The sequence below is a fragment of the Arsenicibacter sp. R0_47 genome, assembly GCF_057652235.1.
The window spans coordinates 14,828-35,891 of the sequence record NZ_JBYFCJ010000030.1 but is presented as its reverse complement, the minus strand read 5'-3'; the positions used below and the strand labels follow the sequence as shown (position 1 = coordinate 35,891).

General features: G+C 56.0%; 23 protein-coding genes. 9 read left to right on the top strand and 14 right to left on the bottom strand.

Translation table 11 applies throughout. The features are described 5' to 3' along the window. The first annotated feature begins 24 nt into the window (after positions 1-24). Positions 25-1,527 (top strand): FAD-binding domain-containing protein, encoded by a 1,503-nt coding sequence (locus AC23NW_RS29865; protein ID WP_152126792.1) that lies wholly within the window; start codon positions 25-27, stop codon positions 1,525-1,527. Positions 1,528-1,667: 140 nt separating this feature from the next. Here AC23NW_RS29865 and AC23NW_RS29860 read toward each other — a convergent pair whose 3' ends face one another. The 14 genes from AC23NW_RS29860 to AC23NW_RS29795 all read right to left on the bottom strand — a co-directional run bounded on the left by AC23NW_RS29860 (position 1,668) and on the right by AC23NW_RS29795 (position 15,335). After that, a complete protein-coding gene (locus tag AC23NW_RS29860; protein WP_487454170.1) occupies positions 1,668-2,666 on the bottom strand; it encodes a hypothetical protein in 999 nt (332 codons plus the stop codon). Between the two features lie 183 nt (positions 2,667-2,849). Then, positions 2,850-3,119, bottom strand: a complete 270-nt coding sequence (locus AC23NW_RS29855; RefSeq protein ID WP_019991106.1) for a hypothetical protein — start codon at positions 3,117-3,119, stop codon at positions 2,850-2,852. A 20-nt stretch (positions 3,120-3,139) separates the two neighbouring features. Next, positions 3,140-3,457 carry a hypothetical protein gene (locus AC23NW_RS29850; protein WP_019991107.1) on the bottom strand — a complete coding sequence of 106 codons (318 nt, stop codon included), beginning with the start codon at positions 3,455-3,457 and terminating at the stop codon, positions 3,140-3,142. A gap of 38 nt (positions 3,458-3,495) precedes the next feature. Next, the gene (locus AC23NW_RS29845) at positions 3,496-3,756 is read right to left on the bottom strand and encodes a hypothetical protein (protein ID WP_019991108.1); all 261 of its coding nucleotides are present in this window, start codon (positions 3,754-3,756) and stop codon (positions 3,496-3,498) included. A gap of 205 nt (positions 3,757-3,961) precedes the next feature. After that, positions 3,962-4,243 (bottom strand): hypothetical protein, encoded by a 282-nt coding sequence (locus AC23NW_RS29840; RefSeq protein ID WP_019991109.1) that lies wholly within the window; start codon positions 4,241-4,243, stop codon positions 3,962-3,964. A 93-nt stretch (positions 4,244-4,336) separates the two neighbouring features. Then, positions 4,337-4,831, bottom strand: coding sequence for a hypothetical protein (locus tag AC23NW_RS29835; protein ID WP_019991110.1), 495 nt, complete (start codon positions 4,829-4,831; stop codon positions 4,337-4,339). Positions 4,832-4,935: 104 nt separating this feature from the next. Then, a complete protein-coding gene (locus AC23NW_RS29830; RefSeq protein ID WP_019991111.1) occupies positions 4,936-5,292 on the bottom strand; it encodes a hypothetical protein in 357 nt (118 codons plus the stop codon). Between the two features lie 102 nt (positions 5,293-5,394). Continuing rightward, a complete protein-coding gene (locus AC23NW_RS29825) occupies positions 5,395-5,826 on the bottom strand; it encodes a methyltransferase family protein (RefSeq protein ID WP_019991112.1) in 432 nt (143 codons plus the stop codon). Between the two features lie 218 nt (positions 5,827-6,044). After that, positions 6,045-8,066 (bottom strand): heavy metal translocating P-type ATPase, encoded by a 2,022-nt coding sequence (locus tag AC23NW_RS29820; protein WP_152126793.1) that lies wholly within the window; start codon positions 8,064-8,066, stop codon positions 6,045-6,047. 5 nt (positions 8,067-8,071) lie between these two features. Continuing rightward, positions 8,072-8,698 (bottom strand): hypothetical protein, encoded by a 627-nt coding sequence (locus tag AC23NW_RS29815; protein WP_019991114.1) that lies wholly within the window; start codon positions 8,696-8,698, stop codon positions 8,072-8,074. Positions 8,699-8,710: 12 nt separating this feature from the next. Further along, entirely contained in the window at positions 8,711-9,979 is a 1,269-nt protein-coding gene (locus AC23NW_RS29810; RefSeq protein WP_019991115.1) for an efflux RND transporter periplasmic adaptor subunit, read from the bottom strand. A gap of 13 nt (positions 9,980-9,992) precedes the next feature. Further along, a complete protein-coding gene (locus AC23NW_RS29805) occupies positions 9,993-14,411 on the bottom strand; it encodes a CusA/CzcA family heavy metal efflux RND transporter (protein ID WP_019990914.1) in 4,419 nt (1,472 codons plus the stop codon). 109 nt (positions 14,412-14,520) lie between these two features. Further along, positions 14,521-14,862: a DUF6660 family protein gene (locus tag AC23NW_RS29800; protein WP_019990915.1), complete on the bottom strand. Its 342-nt coding sequence runs from the start codon at positions 14,860-14,862 to the stop codon at positions 14,521-14,523. A gap of 116 nt (positions 14,863-14,978) precedes the next feature. Then, a complete protein-coding gene (locus AC23NW_RS29795; protein WP_019990916.1) occupies positions 14,979-15,335 on the bottom strand; it encodes a four-helix bundle copper-binding protein in 357 nt (118 codons plus the stop codon). A gap of 175 nt (positions 15,336-15,510) precedes the next feature. On the opposite strand from AC23NW_RS29795, the gene AC23NW_RS29790 reads away from it, so the two are divergent. The 8 genes from AC23NW_RS29790 to AC23NW_RS29755 all read left to right on the top strand — a co-directional run bounded on the left by AC23NW_RS29790 (position 15,511) and on the right by AC23NW_RS29755 (position 21,029). Beyond that, positions 15,511-15,957, top strand: a complete 447-nt coding sequence (locus AC23NW_RS29790) for an HYC_CC_PP family protein (protein WP_019990917.1) — start codon at positions 15,511-15,513, stop codon at positions 15,955-15,957. Positions 15,958-16,171: 214 nt separating this feature from the next. Further along, positions 16,172-17,032, top strand: coding sequence for a DUF2911 domain-containing protein (locus AC23NW_RS29785; protein ID WP_019990918.1), 861 nt, complete (start codon positions 16,172-16,174; stop codon positions 17,030-17,032). 22 nt (positions 17,033-17,054) lie between these two features. After that, entirely contained in the window at positions 17,055-17,498 is a 444-nt protein-coding gene (locus AC23NW_RS29780) for an LURP-one-related/scramblase family protein (protein WP_487454165.1), read from the top strand. 13 nt (positions 17,499-17,511) lie between these two features. Beyond that, positions 17,512-18,990 carry a multicopper oxidase family protein gene (locus AC23NW_RS29775; RefSeq protein ID WP_019990920.1) on the top strand — a complete coding sequence of 493 codons (1,479 nt, stop codon included), beginning with the start codon at positions 17,512-17,514 and terminating at the stop codon, positions 18,988-18,990. A gap of 53 nt (positions 18,991-19,043) precedes the next feature. Further along, complete coding sequence (locus AC23NW_RS29770) at positions 19,044-19,520, top strand: DUF3347 domain-containing protein (RefSeq protein ID WP_019990921.1); 477 nt, start codon at positions 19,044-19,046, stop codon at positions 19,518-19,520. 57 nt (positions 19,521-19,577) lie between these two features. Next, positions 19,578-20,159 carry a helix-turn-helix domain-containing protein gene (locus AC23NW_RS29765; protein WP_019990922.1) on the top strand — a complete coding sequence of 194 codons (582 nt, stop codon included), beginning with the start codon at positions 19,578-19,580 and terminating at the stop codon, positions 20,157-20,159. 38 nt (positions 20,160-20,197) lie between these two features. Beyond that, entirely contained in the window at positions 20,198-20,725 is a 528-nt protein-coding gene (locus tag AC23NW_RS29760) for a Spy/CpxP family protein refolding chaperone (protein ID WP_019990923.1), read from the top strand. Between the two features lie 91 nt (positions 20,726-20,816). Further along, positions 20,817-21,029 carry a heavy-metal-associated domain-containing protein gene (locus tag AC23NW_RS29755; protein ID WP_019990924.1) on the top strand — a complete coding sequence of 71 codons (213 nt, stop codon included), beginning with the start codon at positions 20,817-20,819 and terminating at the stop codon, positions 21,027-21,029. Positions 21,030-21,064 lie beyond the last annotated feature (35 nt).

The following is a 21,064-nucleotide window of genomic DNA, read 5'->3' as shown; positions in this document are numbered from 1 at the left end:
TGTTCTCAGCAGCCCGTATCAGTCATGAATAAGCCCTCCGGTATCAATGTCCTCTGGTTCAAGCGTGACCTACGTTTACGTGACCACGAGCCGCTGAAAGCTGCCATCGAAGCCGGTCAGCAATCGGGCCGACCGCTATTGCTGTTATACTGTTTCGAGCCGTCGGTCATGGCAGACCCAAATTACGCCATGCGGCACTGGCGGTTTGTCTATGAATCGCTGACAGATCTAAACGGGCAATTGATGGACCTGCCCATAACCTATACTGCTCCCGTTTATCTGTTTCAGCGAGAGGTGATCGACGTGCTGACCGCCTTACATCGTCAGTTTACCATTCATACCCTGTATTCTCACCAGGAAACCGGCCTGCGGATCACCTATGACCGCGATAAGATAGTAGCTCGTTTCTGCCAGCAGCATAGGTTAGACTGGCGGGAGTATGAGAGCAATGCGGTCCGGCGGGGGCTAAAAACCGGTGTAGGCGTTCAGGCAAATTGGGACCGAACCATGCAGCAGTGCCAGCAACAGCCTGACCTTACTCGCTGGCAACCGGTTCGGCTACTCGCCAATTGGTACGAAGTCGAGCGGGGGCCTGCCCTGCCTGATGACTGGCAGCAGACCGACCCCCAGTTTCAGCCTGGCGGAGAACGTAACGCCCACCGTTATATGACCAGTTTCTTTGCCCAACGGATTGCTCAGTACGAAAACTCCATTTCCAAACCGCTGGAGAGTCGGCGGGGTGGGAGCCGCCTGTCGCCTTATCTGGCCTGGGGCTGTCTAAGCGCAAGACAGGTATATCAGGCTTACCAGCAGGCGGTTCGTCCCCCTAATGGCAGCAATGGCATTCGCCCTTCGGCCCTGTTCATTTCCCGACTGCGTGCTCAAAGTTATTTCATTCAACTCTTTGAGCGCGATGAGCGCATCGAGTTCGAGAACAAGCACTCCGCTTTCGATGCCCTTGAAAAGCAGGTGAACCCAGCGCATTTTTTGGCCTGGCAAACGGGTCAGACAGGTTATCCACTAATTGATGCCTGTATGCGGTGTCTGATTGCTACGGGCTATGTCAACTTTAGAATGCGGGCCCTGCTGATTTCGTTTCTGACGCACCATCTGTTTCAGCACTGGCAGGAAGGGGGCTGGCATTTAGCCCGTCAGTACACGGATTTTGAACCGGGGATCCACTATGCTCAGCTTCAGCTACAGGCCGGAATTCTGGCCAGTGATCGCCAGCCCGTCCGAATTTATAACCCCGTCAAGCAATCACAGGAACACGATCCTGAGGGGCAATTCATCCGGCAGTGGGTACCTGAACTGGTTGCCTGCCCGACGCGGTACATTCACCAGCCATGGACGATGCCAGCGTTAGAACAACAGACCGCTGGGTGCCGGATCGGTCAGGAGTACCCGGCCCCTATCATAGACACGAAGCAAACGTACCAGTTCGCACAAGAACAGTTCTATAAATTTCGTAACCAAATAACCTCTTCGAGGAGCGACCTGCCCGGCGACCATCTGGTCGAAAGATAGTTGGGCGAGAACCATCCTTGACTAAGCTGTATTAGATGATAAAATTCTGAAGTTATAATTGTCTGGAAATCATTGAAAATTATAAACAATCTACCCCTTTGTTCCTCACTGACTGCCCTTAAAGGCAGTCAGCTTGCTTTCTACAAAATGTAGTGGGCAGCTATGGCGTGAAAGGCTTTTTCATCAAGGGCGTAACGGGCGGGTAGCGTCAGACCCGAATTACCATTGAATAGCGCGTGGTTTACGCCGTTGTACAGGAGCCAAGCGTTGGGGCCGGAGCCTAAAACGCATTCCTCGGTGGCCATACGTTCCATAGCGGCATCAACCAATTTTTGCGAAACACCCACTTTACGGACCAGTCGGGCGGCTTCCTGCCGGTCGGTTACGGCGGTGTCCTGCATCACGCTAAACACGTCCTGCGTAGGGCTGGGGCAGTCCTGCGCGTAGCGTAGGAAGTCGCGCAAAAAGTTGACCAGAAAGGCACGGAACTGATTCAGGTTGATACCCCGGTGGGTAAAGATGTGCTGATAGGCTCGTAAGGTCTCGGCACTTTCATAGACCCATTCCAAGCCCTTTACTTTGGCTTTCTCCGGCGTTTGACCCGTCACGAGCCAATCAAGGTACTGGTCAAGGCTTACGAACTCGTCGGCCCATCCCATCATACCGTTTGAACAGATTTGACGGTAAAATGCTACCCGTACCTTTTGCTCCCGTACCCGCTTCATCTCCGTACCCTGAATGGTAAACTGAGACTTACCCGTGTACGAATTAGTAAACGTCAGTTGCCGCTGAATCACGTCGTTAGGACCTACGGTCGTTTCGTCGGGCAGAATGATATTAATCGAGTACTCACCGTTACGGCTGTAGCGGATATGTACGGGCTGCTCAATACCCGTCACTTCTGTAACAGCATCGCGAATAACTGCGTTTGGAATGAGCGAATAGCGGGGCGACTGGGCGGCAAAAATCTGGCGTTCTTCGCTGGGCATGGTGCCGACGATAAAATGCTGCTGGTCGGTAGGTACGACCCGGTAGGGGTCGGGCAGGATGTCACGGGCGGGAACGGACTTGACGGGAAAGCAAATCGTGTCCCAAGAATCAGTGGTTAAAAGTTGGTTGTTTATGTTGGCTTTGCGCATGGCGATCAGCAAGTTTTGTTGTTTTGTACGGCCCTACCGTCAGGCCGTTTGCTGATATAAAAATAGCCAATCAATTACAGTATAACTAATTCACCATCAAAGACATAACACTTTCAACTCCACTATGTTAATGCAAATTTTCAGCACCCCTTGATTAAAAAAACGGTGCCGTAAAGGCACCGCTCACGACCCAAACGGATTGACAAGAGCACCAAGCAGGACAGCCATAAATCCTTTGATTCGCTCCCATAACGTCAACAGTCTTGGCTCGTCGCCGTGCGTAGCTTCGGGGCGATTAGTACGGCTCGCGATAACAGTTCTGGGTTGCTGTTGCTCATCTATGTACAGGATTTTGCCGGTCGTCTGACCGCTTTTTAGCCATTCTGTGAGTTGTTTGGCTGTGTCTGGATTATTCAGGATAGCTTTGGCGCGTTCGCTGTAGGGTGCTCTCATACTCAAAGATAAGTATTCTGTTACGCATACACACGGGAAAGAGAAAGCCGTAATCCAGTCATCCGCTCAATAGTGGCGTGTAACTGACCTATTTCTACCTGCTCGATGACAATTTCGGAAATGGTTTTAGCAGTCTCAGTTAGAAACGAAACTTCGTACAAATCGCTGGTGATGTCGTAGCGAACAGTAACACTTTTGATTTTCGAGTTGGCTATCTGCCACCTTAACGAGTTTGCCCGGTTATCGACGTGGAAACGTTTGGCTCCCATCATCGAGAAAGCCATAGGGCCAATTTGGTCGTACAGGGTTTGTACGTAGGGGTTCATAGTCTTTGTCATATCAGAATGAATAGGGTGTTTAAAGTAGGGTAGGGGGCTTATTGACGCATTCGGCGGGACAGATATAATTGAAACAGTGTGGCTTCGATGGCCTTTCCCATCAACCAGTGCATTACGTCGGGCGTACACATGAAGGCCGGATTTTCTAAGTCGGCGACGGCCACGCGCTCCCTGATGAGGAAGTCTTCGGGCGGGTTGCTGAACACAAATCCCTGCTCTCGGGCCGTAGCGATAAGGTCGCGGTTGATGCGGCTGTCGATGGCTAACCGAACGCGGGCAGGGCTGCAAAAACAAGTCATAAGGGCCGTAATCTCAGCGGGGTTAGTTAAGTCGTTCGCTGATTCACTACCTAAATTTACAGCCTACTTTATATACATAAAACTCTGATTTTCAATAAATTGCTCTTTATAAATCCTCTTTGATTTACCTATTTATCTTCGCCCAATCCCCTTTGATTATACCCAGATGGGCGTAAAAAAACCCGCTTCCAGCGGGTCAGAACGTTTACGCCTTAGACGGTTCGGGTAAAGGCATATTTTGTTCCTCAAGATAGGCTCGTTTATAGACAGCGAAACACAGACTAAACACCTGTTCGGGTGGTAAATCGAGGAACATGGCCAATTCTCCTATTTCATTGAGACTCAAATTGCGTAGGTGATTCTGTTTGGTTTTGTACCAATTGTTGTAAGACATCTTCATCACCTCGGCGATTTTGCCTTGTTTGATGCCCCGAAATTCAAAGAGGCCGTAGATGTCTTCGTAAAGAAGTTTGGGTTTCTGTTCCATATTCGCATAGCAGAGGGCCTGGTAAGCAAGCCCCTGCGGTGCAAATAAGATTATTTTTCACGGTTGTTACTAATAGATTCATTAGTTTTTTGTTTAATTTTTTATGTATTCATCATCGTCTCCTCTCGCGATAGGAAAGCCCAAATCCTCCACCATCTGGCAAAAGCCCGGACTGTAGTAATGCTTTCCGGCGCATACCGCCCTCAGAAGCCGCCCCATTTCTTCGTTGGTATCGGTGGCCGCACAGTACCCAGCCAGATCACTATTGAAGGTGTGAATGAACTTGCACAAGTCCGGTTTATCAAAATGGATGACCGGCGAAAACAGGGCATTTTGCGCTCTGTACTGCTGAATCTGAAAGATGATTTCATGCGACAGGGCACTTGCATCCGCCAGGAGCACCAGCCGCTTAGGCAGAATACAATTGACCTTGCTGGCTCTCCGCCAAAAGGTTTCCCAATCCATCACCTGACGAGGTCGCCATGCGCTGTCACCCTGATCTGGTGTTGATAATGAAGGCCATATGCTATTGGCCGAATTGCCAAACAACCAGACATCCTGGGTACGTGTAAATAAATTGTTGCACATCTTGGGTTAGTAAGGACTGCGCTTTTGTCTTCACCCATCAGTCAGGTGGAGCGTCCATGTTTCAAAAAAACAGGCTGAAGCGGTGCGCCCCAACCTGTATTCGATTAACCCTTTTGCATTTTCGACCAATCGGCGAAGTGGCATTCCTGTTCGGTGAATTTGTAGCAACGCTGCAATTCGGCCTGCTTAGGCGTAAACTGGACCTGATAGCAGTTCTCGGCGGGGATTAATGTCAGCGGCTCGGTGGTGCCATCGGGCAGCAACACTGAGGCCGTGAAAGCTTTGATACCGTTCAAAACAGAACCTTTTTCGCGCAGACCATTTTCGAGTTCACCGAAGTAGCATTGCACCGTCATGGGTTCACCCACCTTACCGGCACCTTTCAGTTCGAGCCAATAGCTGTGGGCCTGGGTCAACAGGGGAAGCAGGGAAAGCAGCAGGACAGAAAGTGTAGTTTTCATTTTTTCTATTGTTAATTATCTGAAAATCAGAATACATTGGACATCTTTAACGGTACTGATACCGGCAAAACACCCCAAACAAGCTGCGTTGAGTCGTGCTGATTAGAGCCAACGCCGGGTCTGGGTTCGGTACGCCCGATACGCTTCCCCGTGCTGTCGTTCCAGAAACTCCTCCTCCAGACGTACCTGTAATTGCATGACCACATAGCCCACGCCCAACAGGCACAGCGTAACGGCATTGGGCAGCACCAGAAACAGCCCGCCAATGCCGACCAGCATACCCAGGAAGATTGGGTTGCGGGAATAGGCAAAGATGCCGGTGGTAACCAGCGTGGTTGGATGAGCCTCATCGATACCGATGCGCCACGACTGATTCATCTGGTGCTGGGCAAGCATAATCCACAACAGCGACAAAGCGACCAGTCCAACACCGGTTGCCCCGATCTTAGGTCCCTCCAGCCAGCGAATCGGAGTTAACCAGCCATACCCGTCGGTAAAGCAATACACCAGAATCGTACCCAGCAACAGGCCCATCAGTACCTTGAAAACCCGCCCTGCGTAATCATGCGCCGAGTCAGTGTTGCCAAACGTTAGTGGGTTGATGCCGGTCTGCTTTCACACCCGGTAGGTGGGCAGTACCAGTACAATACCGCCATATAACAGAAAAATAAGCCATAAATTCGGTTTGATGTACGTCTCCATTGAGTGTGTAGGTAGGCCAGCCCTGTAGGGACAGGGCTGGTGTGTGTTAACTACTTTCCATCAAATTTCAGATTCTGCACCCGCACGGCGTTCAGGATGGCCAGCATCGCCACACCTACGTCGGCGAAGACAGCCTCCCACATGGTGGCTACGCCCCCGGCTCCCAACACCAGCACGATGGCTTTGACTACCAGTGAGAGCGTAATGTTCTGCCAGACAATTCGACGCGTGGCCCGGCCAATCTCCACCGCCGTAGCAATTTTAGAGGGTTCGTCGTTCTGAATGATTACATCGGCGGTTTCGATAGTGGCATCCGAGCCAAGGCCCCCCATCGCCATGCCCACGTCGGCCAGGGCCACGACCGGCGCGTCGTTTACGCCATCACCCACGAAAGCCAGCTTCGCCGGGCGACGCTTCGCCTTTGGGTTAGCGGCTTGCTCTGCTTTGAGCCGTTCTACCTGGGCTACCTTATCTTCGGGTAACAGATCGCCGTGCCATTCGTCAATGCCTACCTGTTTGGCCACTATCTCGACAACAGCCGACTTATCGCCCGACAGCATCACGGTGCGAATGCCTTCGGCTTGCAGCCGTTTGACCGCGTCGGTAGCGTCGGGTTTGGCTTCGTCGGCGATGGTAAAGTAGCCCGCAAATGTCCCGTCGAGGGCGGTCATCACCACCGTGTAGGGAATCCGGGTCAGTGCCTCGTCGAACGCTACCCCGAACTTGCGGAGCAGTTTGGCATTGCCCACCAACATTTCTTTCCCATCGACGCGTCCTTTTAGCCCATGCCCGGCAATCTCCTCGACGGCTTCGACGGGTACGTTCCCGAAGGCGTTATCATCCCCGTTTACACGGGCGTACTCGATGACCGCTGTCGCGACCGGGTGGGTTGATTTACTTTCTAATGCCGCCGTGAGCCGGGCCAGCGTACCCGCGTCGATACCAACGGGGTTGACTTCCTGCACCCGGAACACGCCCTTCGTCAACGTACCGGTCTTGTCCATGACAACGGTTTTGACCTGCGTCATCAGGTCCAAAAATACCGAGCCTTTGAACAGGATACCCTGCCGCGACCCCGCCCCGATACCGCCGAAGTAGCCCAGCGGAATGGAGATCACCAGCGCACACGGACAGCCGATCACCAGAAACACCAGCCCCCGGTACAGCCAGTCGGCCAAGCGGTAGTCGGCGACGAAGAAATACGGTAGTACCGTAATCAGCACGGCCAGCAAACAGATGATGGGCGTGTATATCTTGGCGAAGCGGGCGATAAACTCCTGAGTCTGCGCCTTGCGGCCTGTCGCCTGCTGCACCAGCTTCAGGATGCGCGACAACTTGGAATCCTGATACGGAGTCGTTACGTCCATCTCCACCAGCGATTGCCGGTTGATCATGCCTGCCAGCACCGCTTCGCCCCGCCCGATGGTGCGCGGAACGCTCTCGCCCGTCAGAGCCGCCGTATCGAACGTACCCGAGTCGGAGCGCATCGTCCCATCCAGCCCGACTTTCTCGCCCGGCCTGATCTGGATCACCTCGCCGACGGCCACCGTCGCGGCCTTCACTACCTGGGCGTTGCCGTTTCTAAGCACCGTTACCTCGTCGGGCCGCACGTCCAGCAGGGCTTTGATGCTGCGACGCGCCCGCAGCACGGCGGCTTCCTGAAACAGTTCGCCGATAGTGTAGAACAGCATCACGGCCACGCCTTCGGGGTATTCGCGAATAGCGAACGCGCCGAGCGTCGCGACGCTCATCAGGAAAAATTCCGTGAAGACATCCCCCCGGCGAATGCTGCTCCACGCCCGGCGCAGCACCGGCCAGCCAACGGGCAGGTACGCCACGACGTACCAGATGAGTCGCCAGGGGTCGCCAAACCAGCCCGGCGCGTATTGATCCAGCCCGATGCCGCCCAGCAGCAGCACCAGACTACTGATAGCCGGAGCGTAGGTACGTACCGTTTGGAACGGCCCTTCTTTAGCCGGGGCCGCGTCGGCTGCGGGGGTAGTCCCTGCTTCAATGAGGTCTACGTCGTCGTGATTGTGTCCCTCGTGGTCGTGACTATGGTCGTGTGCCATTTCGCTTAGAATTCAATGAAAAAGTTGAGAATCGCCAGCCCAACGAGGGTCAGGCCGGTAATCAGGTTTTCGTAGTGCTCGAACCAGTGGGGGTTCACCCGTTGCAGTCCCCGCCGACCAATCGCGACCATCACCAGCATTCCCGACAGCGTGACGACGTTATAGATCAGGGCTACCAGCAGTACCGCCGACCAGCCCTTCGCGCCCGCGCTGAGGAAGTACGCTTCGATTTCCAGACAGGGCGAGAGAAACATGGCCAGCCCCAGCGAGAGTAGCAGGGCCGAAAACGAACGCGCTTTCCGCGCTGTGTCCGTATCGATGTGGTCATGCACGTGGCGGTGGCGCAGGTGTTGCATCAAATACCACAATCCTAACGCCAGGAGCAACAGCGGTATGGCTCGCTCCGAGAGGTCGTGGTAGTTTTCGGCCAGTTGCCAGCCCGCCAGGCTCACCAGTACACCCAGCAGCGTCGTGCTAATCGTGTGAGCCAGCCCCGCAATGGTCGTTACCGTCAACGTCTGCCGAAGGCTCCACCGTTCGGTTTGCCCAATGGTGACGAAGGGGAGCCAATGGCTGGGAATCAGCGCGTGAAGCAGGCTCAGGGTCAGGCTACCAATCAGAATACTGTCCATCGTCCTGTCTGTTTAGTGCGCGTGTCCTTCTTCTTCCCCACTGGCCGCTTTGAGCTGCGACAGCAGCGCGTAGGCCCCCTTCACCACTACCCGTGACTTCGCTATATCCAGATTGCCCGGCAACGTCACCTGCGAATAGCCGCCTTCGGTTACGCCCCGGCGCACGGGTATTTGTTTAAACCGCGACGGTGGATCGGATGCTTCATGCTCTTCCTTCTCTGACTGTTCAGCTTCTCCTTCCTCGTGGTGATGTGCTGCCTGATCGTCGGTCTCGATAAAGATGTAATCTTTTCCCTCCGCCGACACGATGGCCCCTTCGGGCAGGGCCGTAACCCGGCTGTTACCGAGGTCTAAACTCGCTTTCAGAAACGTGTTCGGCACCAACCGGGCATCGGATTGGTCAAGCCGCACAACCACCCGAACGGAACGGTCTGCGTCGATGGCCCGGTTGATAAAGCTGATGCGTCCCAAACGCTCCCGGCCCCCTTCGTTGTTGAGTACGATGCTCACCCGCTGGCCTTCGCGCAACTGGGGCAAATCCTTTTCGAATACCGTCAGTTCGGCATACAAACCCTGGCTGCTGGTAAGGCGGGCAATCACGTCGGCGGGCTGCACGTACTGCCCGGCCACGGCGGGTACGTCGGTCACGACGCCCGCCACGGGAGCGGTAACGACGTAGCCGGCACTGAATTTTCCCGCTAATGCCGACTGGGGCGACAGGCCCACCAGCCGGATGCGCTGGGCCAGCCCCGTCACGCGGGCGCGGGTCGCCCTCAGATCGGCGGTGGTTTGCTGCAACACCTTCAGGGCACTGACGTTCTCGCGGCTCAGTTCCTGCTGGCGGGCAAACTCGGCTTCGAGGTACGTCAGGCGGCTGTGGGTTTCGGCGTATTCCTGCTGCACCCCGATCAGGTCGGGGTTTTCAATGCGGGCCAGGACCTGCCCCTTCCGCACGGGCTGGCCGGGTAGCAGGGGGATGGCCCGTACAAACCCGCCTTGCAGGGCCGTGATGTTCACCTGGCTCTGAGCCGGCACGGCCAATCGGCCATTGACCTGTAGCGTCTGGCCGAGGTTGCGGTATTCGACGCTGCCTACTGCTATGGCGGCAATACGTCGCTGATCGTCGGTCAGTTCGACCACATCCGTCGGGCCTTCTTCGTGGGGATGCTCGGCTTCCCCGGTTGGTTTTGCCGCGTCGCCGGTGCGCTGCTGGCAGGCCATCGGTACAGCCAGTAAGCTGAACAATAGGGCGATAAATGATACACTTCGTCTGAAAATCATGGATTCAGTGGGGTTATGGCAGGCCCAGAAGTTGCTCCAGTTGGACGACCGCCTGATTGTATTGATTGATCGTATCTAAATAGCCCGACTGCGTCTGGTAGGCGCGGGTCAGGGCCTGGCTGTAGTCTAAATAACCGGCTTCACCGGCCCGGAACGCCTTTTCGGCTCCCTCGGCCAGTCGGCGGGCAACGGGCAGGCCGGTCTGCTCATAATAGGTCAGGCTCGCCTGCTGCTTGCGTACCTCCTGCACAACGGCGGCCAAATTGCCTTGCAGATTCCGCTGGTTAAAGTCGAGTGCGGCTTCGGCGAGTTGCTGCCCCAGCCGGGCCGATTCGATGCGGGCGCGCTGAGCTTTCTGAAACAGCGGAATCGCCACGCCCACCTGCACCCCATGAAACCGCCTTCCCGCGCCAAAATACCGGTCCTGCCCGTCGATGTTCTGCATACCGATCAGTGACTGATTGAAGTAGCCCACCGAATAATCGGGCCGTAAACGGGCCTGCTCGACGGCGATTTGCCCCCCGGCAATGAACACCTGCTGCCGCAGCAAAGCCAGGGTCGGGTTCTGGGCCAGGGCCGAATCGGTCAGCAACGGTAGTGGGCGACGTGCCAGCGGGCTGGTCGGGAGCGTTAACGGACTCGTCGTATTAAGCAGCGTTTGCAGACTTGTCAGGGCAATTTGCCGGTCGGCTTCGGTCAGGGCCAGTTGGTTGCGTAGTTCGCCGATGAGGTTGTCGGCGGTGGCTACTTCGAGTGCCGTCCCCTCGCCGGTGCGCTGCCGCACTTCAGTGGCCCGGCGAAAGGCGACGAGCAGACTATCCTGCCGGGCCAATAGGTTGAGCCGTTCAATGAGGTACGTTAGTTCCAGGTACGTGCCTTTTACCCGCGCCCTTAGCTCGGTTTGGGTCAACTGGCGTTGTAATTCACCCCCCCGGATGGTTGCATCGGCCAGTCGTTCCAGCCCCCGGATCAGCTTGCCGTTGGGAATACTTTGGGAGATGGTAAGGTTGTTATCCCAATTAAGCGAATTGTACTGCCCGCTCACCAGCGATACGTCGGTCCGGCCAATGTCGCGGGCCGTGCGCCGGGCGGTTTGCTGGATAGCGATGTTCAGGCTGCTCACCCGGCTTGACCCATTATTGGCAATTGCCTGGTTCAAAGCCGCTTCGAGCGTCAGCGGGCCGGTCGTTGGGTTGCCCGTGTTGCCCGTCGGGGGCGTTTGCGCCTGGGCCGACAGGCCAAGTCCACCCAGCAACGTACCTACCAGCAGCCAGCTCGTCGCGGGCGCAGGGCGGGGTACGTTGCCCGATTTCTTCGCGCCCCAGCGGGTTTGCTCCCACCAGTAGAGGCAGGGCAGGACCAGCAGGGTCAGCAACGTAGCCGATACCAGCCCACCGATGACGACCGTAGCCAGCGGGCGTTGCACTTCGGCCCCGGCGGTCTGGGCCAAGGCCATCGGCAGAAACCCGAGCGAAGCCACCAGCGCGGTCATCATCACGGGCCGCAGCCGGGTAGCCGTGCCTTGCAGAATAATCGTCCGTAAATCAGCCAGGCCCCCTGCTTTGAGGTGATTGAACTCCCCGATCAGCACGATGCCGTTGAGCACCGCTACGCCAAACAGAGCAATGAAGCCCACGCCCGCCGAAATACTAAAGGGCATATCCCGGAGCCAGAGGGCAACTACGCCCCCGATGGCCGACAGCGGAATGGCCGAGAAGATCAGCAGGCTTTGCCGTACCGAGCCGAAGGTGAAGAACAGCAGGAGGAAAATCAGTCCCAGGGCGACGGGTACGGCGATGCTCAGGCGGTCTTTGGCTTCCTGAAGGTTCTGAAACTGGCCGCCGTAGGTCACGTAGTAGCCGGGGGGCAGCTTTACCTGGCTGTCCAACTTCTGCTGCAACTCGCGCACGACACTTTCTACGTCACGTTCGCGCACGTTGAAGGCTACCGTAATGCGCCGTTGGGCATTCTCGCGCTGAATCTGGTTGACGCTGTTCTGAAACGATACGTCGGCGATCTGACCTAACGGCACTGCCTGATTATTAACCGTCGTCACCAATAGGTTCTGCACATCTTCAAGTCGTTGGCGGCTTTGTTGCTGCAACCGCACCACCAGGTCATAGCGTCGTTCGCCTTCGTACACCAGCCCCGCCGAGGCCCCCGCGAAGGCGGCCTGCAAACTTCGATTGGCCTCCTCAATGCTCATCCCGAAGCGAGCCAGGGCATCCCGGTCGAACCTGACCACAATCTGCGACAACCCCGATACCTGCTCGACGTAGAGGTCTTTGGCCCCTGGCACCGTGCTGACCACCCGGCCAATGCGGGCGGCATAGTCGGCCAGAATCCCCAAATCCTCGCCGTAGAGCTTCACGGCTACGTCCTGCTTGACGCCCGTCATCAACTCGCTGAAGCGCATCTGAATGGGTTGGAGAAAGCCGAAACTCACCCCCGGTATCTGCTCTAATTTGGCCTGCATCTTTTCGGCCAATTCCTCCCGGCTGTTGGCCGAAGTCCATTCCCTGCGGTCTTTCAGAATCACCATCAGATCAGTGGCTTCGATGGGCATGGGGTCGGTGGGAATCTCACCCGCGCCGGTTTTGCCGACCACCTCAATGACTTCCGGGAAGTTTTGTTTGAGCACCCGTCCGGCCTGTAACGCGGCATCCGACGATTGGGCCAGCGAGGAGCCGGTCATCACGCGGGTTTCCACCGCAAAATCGCCCTCGTCCAATTGCGGAATGAACTCGCCCCCTAACCGGCTAAAGACGAATAGCGAAACGGCGAACAGGGCGACCGACAGCCCGACGACGATACCCTTGTGGTTTAATGTCCAGCGGATAGCCGGGTCGTAGAGCCGGTGGAAGAAGGCCATGATCCGGTCGGAGATAGTGCGGGTTCCTTCACGCACAGGTTTCTTGCTGAGCAACAGGGCCGACACCATCGGTACGTAGGTCAGGGAAAGGATGAAGGCCCCGGCAATGGCAAAGGCGACGGTCTGGGCCATCGGGCGAAACATCTTGCCCTCGATGCCGACCAGGGCCAGAATGGGCAGATAGACGATCAGGATGATGATTTCACCGAACGCTGCCGACGAGCGGATGCGGCTGGCCGATTCATACACTTCTTCGTCCATTTCGGCCTGGGTCAGGTTATGCCTATAGTTCTTCAGGGCGATGTGGTGCAGGGTGGCCTCGACGATAATGACGGCCCCGTCCACGATCAGCCCAAAGTCGATGGCACCTAAGCTCATCAGGTTGCCCGACACGCCGAAGAGGTTCATCATCGAGACGGCAAAAAGCATCGACAAAGGGATGACCGACGCGACGACCAAACCCGCCCGCCAGTTACCCAGCATCAGCACCAGCACGAACACCACGATCAGGGCACCTTCGATGAGGTTGCGCTCGACGGTACCGATGGCGCGGTTGACGAGTTTGGTGCGGTCTAAAAAGGCGTGAATCTCAACCCCTTCGGGCAGCGATTTTTTGATCTGCTCGATGCGGGCCTTGACGTTGCCGATCACTTCGGACGAATTGGCCCCCTTGAGCATCATCACGATGGCCCCCACGACCTCGCCTTCGTCGTTTCGGGTCATGGCTCCGTAGCGAATCGCCGAGCCGAACTGCACTTGCGCCACGTCGCGTACCAGCACGGGTACGCCCTCATCGGTTCGGCGCACGACGATCTTGCCGATGTCTCCTAACGTGCCGATTAGCCCTTCGGAGCGGATAAAGTAGGCGTTGGGCCGACGGTCGATGTAAGCCCCGCCCGCGTTCTGGTTGTTGCGTTCGAGGGCGGTGAACAATTCGTCCATCGTTACGCCGGTCGCCCGGAGCCGCTGCGGATCGACGGCCACCTCGTACTGTTTCAACAGGCCCCCGAAACTACTTACGTCAGCCACGCCCTTGGTGCCCAACAGTTGCCGCCGAACGATCCAGTCCTGAATCGAGCGCAGTTCCATACCGTTATAGCGTTTTTCGTAGCCGGGTTTCGCCCGAATCACGTACTGGTAGATTTCGCCAAGCCCCGTCGTGACGGGAGCCAGTTCGGGGTTGCCCGCACCGGCTGGTATCTGGGCGCGGGCCTGTTGCAGTCGTTCAAAGACCTGCTGGCGGGCTGTTAGTACGTCAACCGCATCGGTAAAAACGATGGTGACGACAGATAAACCGAAGCGGGAAATGGAACGTACCTCGACCAGATCGGGCAGGGTGGCCATTGTCTGCTCGATGGGAAAGCTAATGAGCCGCTCTACGTCGGGGGCCGACAGGGCCGGGCTTTGGGTGATGACCTGCACCTGATTGTTGGTGATGTCGGGCAGGGCATCGATGGGCAGTCGGGTCAGCGAATAGCCACCCCACACGACGAGCGCGAGGGTGAACAGCCCGATGATAAGCTTATTTTGAATGGAAAAATAGATGAGTCGATCCAGCATGATCGTGTCTGAACAAATGGACAATAGGAAGCTGCCGAACGCGCACAGACCGCCTAACTACGCTGGTTAGGGCATAGTAAAGCAGTCCATCGCAAACGGCGAAGGGTGTTCAGACCCGGTGTTTGGGGGGTTGCCAGATGGCCGTAATTGGGTCGAGGGGATGTTCCGGCGCGTCGCTAAATGCAGCGACAAAGGTCAATAGCGTCTCGACCGGGGTGGAAGGGGTGTACTGGAAGCGGGGGACTACGGTAATCGTCGTGGCGCAGCAGGCGCAGGTACAGAACGGCGTGCACGTATCGTGTTCGTGGTGCTGAGACCGCTCCGAGTCGTGAGCCAATGCCGACACCACAGCCGACCCGGCCTGCTCGCTGGTAAGCAGGGGTTCATCTGCACAGGGCCACAGCGAAAGGGCCAGCAGATAAAGGGCCAGTAGGGTAGTGAGCCACTTCACGGCGGCAAAGGTACGTAAACAACTTGTGCAACAGGGAGTCAAAAAGAAAGCTGAATTATAGAAGCCGCACACTTTTCAGGGGTACGGCTTCTATAGTCCTTACTCATACCTGCGTGTCAAGCCGACATTCCCATCATAGCTCGGCAGGCCTCGGCGCACCGCCGACACGCTTCGGCGCACTGCCGGCAGTGGTCCATGTGGTCGGCGTGTTTTTCACATTCCTCGGCGCAGGCTTCGCAGATTTGGGCGCACAGTTCACAGACCTGCTGGGCAAACCCACTGCCCGAAGCCATAAACGAAACTGCTGTGTAACATAGTTTGGCACAGTCGCGGTCCAGTTCGATGCAGCGGGCCATCATCTGTACGTCCTGCTCGTGGAGGCAGGCGTTGGCGCAGGCATCACAGGAAACCGCGCAGTCCTGACAGGCTTCAATACAAGCCTGATACTGTTGAGGTGCTAAGGTCGTTGCCATTCGTTGAGAAAAGTTGGTTTTCGATTTAACTGAGTAGTCTGCAATAGGTTAAAAGGACGAGGCCATAGAATCAGGATTTGACCTTATTCCATAAATTTTGTAATACACCCGAATAATCCTGTAAAGTATCTATTCACGAAAGCCACTACCTTTGTTCCCGTAATCGTGTATCCTGATGAGAGCACCCCTCTATACCCGTATCGTCTGTTGCTGGCTGGCCCTGTTGGTCCTGCTTACCAGCACGGGCTTTGGTATGGTGGAGCACTGGTGCCAGATGCGCGGTCATTCGAAGTCGCTGCTGACAGTTGCCAAGGTGTGTCCTAAACCCTGTCAGTCAGAAGACGGGTCGACTACGACACCCAGTGGCCCGGTCGTGAAGAAGCAGGCCTGCTGCAAGACGACATTGAGTTATGAACACCTCGATGTAAGCAGCTTCGTGGCCGATTACCACCCTCTCCCGGCTCCGGTAACAGCAGAATTTATACCTAATTCTGCTTTTCATTTCCTGCTGGCAGCACTCCTGGTGGTTCCCAACGCTGAACCTCCGCTGCCGGCGGCCGAAACCCCGCTTCATCGAACGGGGCGTTTCCGGCAGATTTCCCTTTGTACCTGGCTGATTTAGGCCTCCTTTTTCCTAATCGACTTATCCTTGACCCCTCTTTGTAACGGTCGAGGATGAGCCGTTGGTGTTGCTGTATGCCCATTTCTGGTTCAGCACATCCTTTCAGCTTTCGGGCCAATAGTGGGCAAGTTTGTCCCAGCCCTGTTCTCCTGCTTCCCCGATCAACTCCTGTTAACACCGAGTGCCTGCGGTCATTCAGGCGCACTGTACTCTTATGCGTACACCCCTTCTTGTAGGCTTTTGCCTGCTGGCCCTGCTAATCTCCCCACGGTTTGTTCAGGCGCAACTGAATCTTCCGGAACCCAGCCCTCCAGCTACGGTGAAGCAGCGAATCGGCTTTACCGACCTGACCATTGCTTATTCCCGCCCCGCTGCGAGGGGGCGCGTGATCTTCGGCGGACTGGTACCTTATGGTGAACTGTGGCGCACGGGAGCATCCGACGCGACTATCCTGACGCTGACCGACCCGGTCACGCTGGCGGGCAAACCCCTGCCAGCCGGGAGCTACTCCCTGTTTACCATTCCCGGCCGAATGGAGTGGACGGTTGTGCTTAACAGCCATGTAGGCGGGCACGGGCTGGATGGCTACGACCCCAAAAATGATGTCATGCGGTTTGTGGTTAAAGCCGACTCCTCGCAGCGCTTCTATGAGTCGTTCACCATTGAGGTAGGCGACATCGTCCGCAACCAGGCCAACCTGTATCTACTCTGGGCCAATACGTCGGTACGCTTCCCCTTAGTCAGCAATGCAGACGACCGGATTACGGCTGAAATTTTAAACCGTATCAATGTCAAAAAGGAGGATAAGCCCGGTCTGTATTACCAGGCGGCTCTTTATTACTTCGATCAGGAAAAGGATACGAAGCAGGCATTGGCCTGGGCTTCTCGTGCTGTGGCCTTGAACCCCGCGTTCAATTACCTCCACCTTCAGGCCAAGCTGCTGGCCCGTGCTGGCGACTACAAACAAGCTATCAATGCGGCTCGCCTGTCGGCAGAAGCGGCCCGAAAAGAGAAGTTCAACGACTACGTCACGCTCAACAACCGGCTCATTGCCGAATGGGAAAAGAAACTTTAAACCCTTTAAAACAACCCATCTCATGCACAAGAATAACATCGTGCGAACGACACTACTCTTCCTGCTGGTGCTGACGCCTATGCTGCTGGTGGCGCAGTCGAACTACAAGCAACCCATGACCATCGATGCCAAGGGGTTAGTCCGGGATGCCGGTGGTAAAACCATCGGTATGGTCACTAAAGATCAGATTATCAAAGACGCCAACGGGCAGAAGCTCGCCTTTGTGGACGGTCAGGGCAATCTGGTCGATGCCAGGATTGGCAAAAAAATGGGGCGTATGGGGAAAGATGGTAAGACCTACTACGATGCCACGGGGCAACTCTTGTTTACCGTCAACGATGTGGACGGGCCTACCTGCGACATTATCAACGCTAAAGGGGAGAAGATTGGCAATGTTCACGACAACTTGAAGGGAACGGCCTGTGCACTGCACTGCTTTCAGAGCGGCCACACCCACAAGCACTAACTTTTTTATTCTGATGAATCGGCAACACTTTCTCCGAACCCTCGGGCTGGGTACGGTCGCTACGTTGAGTGGTCAGGCCCTGCTGACGGGCTGCAACACGCACGACATGAGTGGCATGGATGCCGCCGAAACGGCTCCAACAATCAACGAGCTACCGTTCGACACGCCCCTGCGCTTTCCCGAAACCGTAAACGGCACCACCACGCTGTCGGCCCGTGCCGCCACCGAATCAATGCTTAAGGGAAAAGCTGGTCGGGTACTGGGCTACCGCGAAGGGGTGCTGGGACCTACCATTCGGGTAAGCAGCGGTACCGACGTCAGTCTGCGCTTTCAGAATAATCTGACCGAGAAAACCAACATCCACTGGCATGGCCTGCTGGTGCCGGCCGCAATGGATGGTCATCCTACGCAGATGGTAGCCGCCGGACAATCGTTCACCTATTCGTTTCGGCTCAATCAGGCCGCTACGATGGCGTGGTATCACCCACACCCCCACGAGAAAACCGCCAAACAGGTGCATCAGGGGCTGGCGGGCTTGTTTATCGTCGAAACACCCGCCGAGAAAGCCCTTGGCCTACCCTCAGGGGCCTACGAACTGCCGCTGGTCATTCAGGACAAACGCTTAGATGCGACCGGTACGCCCACCTACGCCCCCACCATGAACGACGTGATGATGGGGTATATGGGGGAAACCGTGACGGTCAATGGCGTGGCCGGTGCCCTCCATAACGTCGCTACCCGGTTTTACCGATTACGAATCGTCAACGGCTCCAATGGTCGTCTGTACAACCTGGCTCTGAGCAACGATAGCCCATTCTGGCTTATCGGGACCGACGGGGGGCTGCTGGCGGCTCCCGAATCGGTGACCTCCCTGCTGTTGGCTCCCGGTGAGCGGGCCGACCTGCTGGTCGATTTCTCCAAAGCAACGGTCGGCACGGAGGTCTTTCTGCGGAGCAATCCATTCGGTGGTGCCTCCGCGCAGGGCCGTCAGGGCTTCAACATCCTTCGGTTTGTCGTTAACCGCACAGAAGCCGAGCCGTTTCGACTGCCTGCTTCGCTGGGTACTGCTCCCACGCTATCAGCCGGTGCCGCTACACAAACACGCACGTTCAATATTGGGGTAGCCATGAGCGGCATGAACATGGGGGCCATGAAGGGGATGCACACCATCAACGGAAAGGTGTACAGCATGAACCGGGTGGATGAGCAGGTAAAGTTGGGTGCCACCGAAATCTGGGAGTTCGACAATAGCGCGGGCGACGAGCCGCACCCCATGCACCTGCACGGTACATTCTTTCAGGTGCTGAGCCGCACTGGAGGCCGTAATGCCCTCACCGCCACCGAGAAGGGCCTGAAAGATACGGTCCTGGTCATGCCCGGCGAGCGGGTGCGGATTCTGACGCAGTTCAACACGCCCGGCCTGTTTGTTTTCCACTGCCATAACCTCGAACACGAAGACGACGGCATGATGCTCAACTACAGCGTGAGCTAATCTGCGCTTCTGAATTTGTCAATTTTTCACTAAAACCAACAAGTCATATTTCCATGAAAACCGCTCGTTTCCTGCTTGCAGCCATGACTGCGCTGACCGTTTCGCTGACCGCTGCGGCCCAGAACACTACCCCGGCCCTGACGGCCTACTACGGCGTCAAAGATGCGCTGGTGGCAACTAACGGGGCCAAAGCCAAAACCGGGGCCAGTACCTTAGTAGCCGCACTGGGTAAAGTCGATGCCGCCAAACTCGCTGCCAGCGAGAAAAAGGCACTGGCTACCGCCAAAAGCAAAGCCGCTGCCATCAGCAAGACCGACGACGTTGATACGCAGCGTGCAGCGTTTGAAGGCTTATCGACCAGCATGATTGCGCTGGCCAAAGCGACTAAACCCGCCAAAACGTTCGTGCAGTTCTGCCCGATGGCCGCTGAGGGCAAGGGCGCGTCATGGCTCAGCGACAAGCGTGAGGTACGTAACCCCTATTACGGCGATAAGATGCTGAAGTGCGGGTCGGTGAAAGAAGAGATCTAACCCTAAATCACCCCGGAAGCAGCCGACAGAACTGCTTCCGGGGAACTTCTATCAGCGATGGCTCAACAGGAAATTTATATTAAAAATATGGTCTGCGACCGCTGCATCTGGGTAGTGCGCCGGGAGTTGGAAAGACTTGGTTATACCGTATCCCAGATTGAACTGGGCCGGGCCGTGATTGACGACCGGGGCGACGCTCGCCTGCCCATAGATCTGACCACTATCGGCCCTATGCTTCAGGAGCATGGCTTTGCGTTGCTAACTGATAAAACAACCCGGGTGGTAAATCAGGTTAAGACGCTGATCATCGACCTGATTCACGGCGGACGGGTAGCCGAGCTTCGGACAACGCTCTCAGATTACCTGTCTGAAAACGTAGGAATGGATTACGCCCATTTGAGCCATTTGTTTTCTACAACTGAGAATCTGACCATTGAAAAGTTTTGGATTATGCAGCGGGTCGAGCGGGCCAAAGAACTGCTCAGCTACGACGAAATATCAATTAGCGACATTGCCCGTCAGTTAGGGTATAGTAGCGTGGCTTACCTGACCAATCAGTTCAAACAAATCACAGGATTGACACCGGCTGCCTACCGCAGCCGGAATACCAATGATCGCAATTCCATCGACTGGATTTGACTGTTATATGATTGACAACCACGTTAAACGATTATAAAATGGTATCCTTATTCATTCGGCTTTCGCTTCCCATCTGGCTGAGCGTAACCGGTTTCAACGTAGTGGCCCAGCACAATGCCCACACATCACCCTATCAGGCCGAAGCGGGCCGGACCATTAAAACCCTGTCGGAAGCAGACATTAGCGGCTACCTCAACGGACGGGGCATGGGCCTGGCCAAAGCGGCTGAACTAAACGGGTATCCGGGACCGATGCACGTACTGGAACTGGAAAAGGAATTGGCACTAACCGCCACCCAAAAAGCCCAAATGCAAATGGCCTACAACGTCATGCACGAGCGGGCCGTGGTCCTCGGCAAACAGATTGTCGAGCAGGAAACCGCCCTGAACCGGCTGTTTTCGGCCAATGAGGCTACGCCGGAAGCGGTACAAACGACGGTCGAGAAGCTGGCACAGCTTCAGGGGCAGCTTCGGCTGACCCACCTCGACGCACACCTGAAAGCCAAACAAATATTGGCGGTAGAACAGGTAAACCAGTACAATCGGCTTCGGGGCTATACGAAGTAAAAATTGCAACAGAGGGCCGGAATTGTGTAATGCACCGACCCGGCCCGGTAGCGACTTTTGCAGGGTAATTCAGACAAACCTGTAAACAGTCATGGAAACAATTAAACTCAAAACCAACATCAAGTGTGGGGGCTGTGTGGCAACGGTGACGCCTTTTTTAAACCAGACGGTTGGGGACGGCAACTGGCAGGTGGACACGCAAAACCCCGATAAAGTGCTGACGGTAACGACGGAGGAGGCCACGCCCGAAACCGTGCAACAGGCCGTTCAGCAGGCGGGTTTCAAGGCCGAACCACTGTCCTGAGTGGACACTACGTTCTGCCGAAAGCCGCCACACCG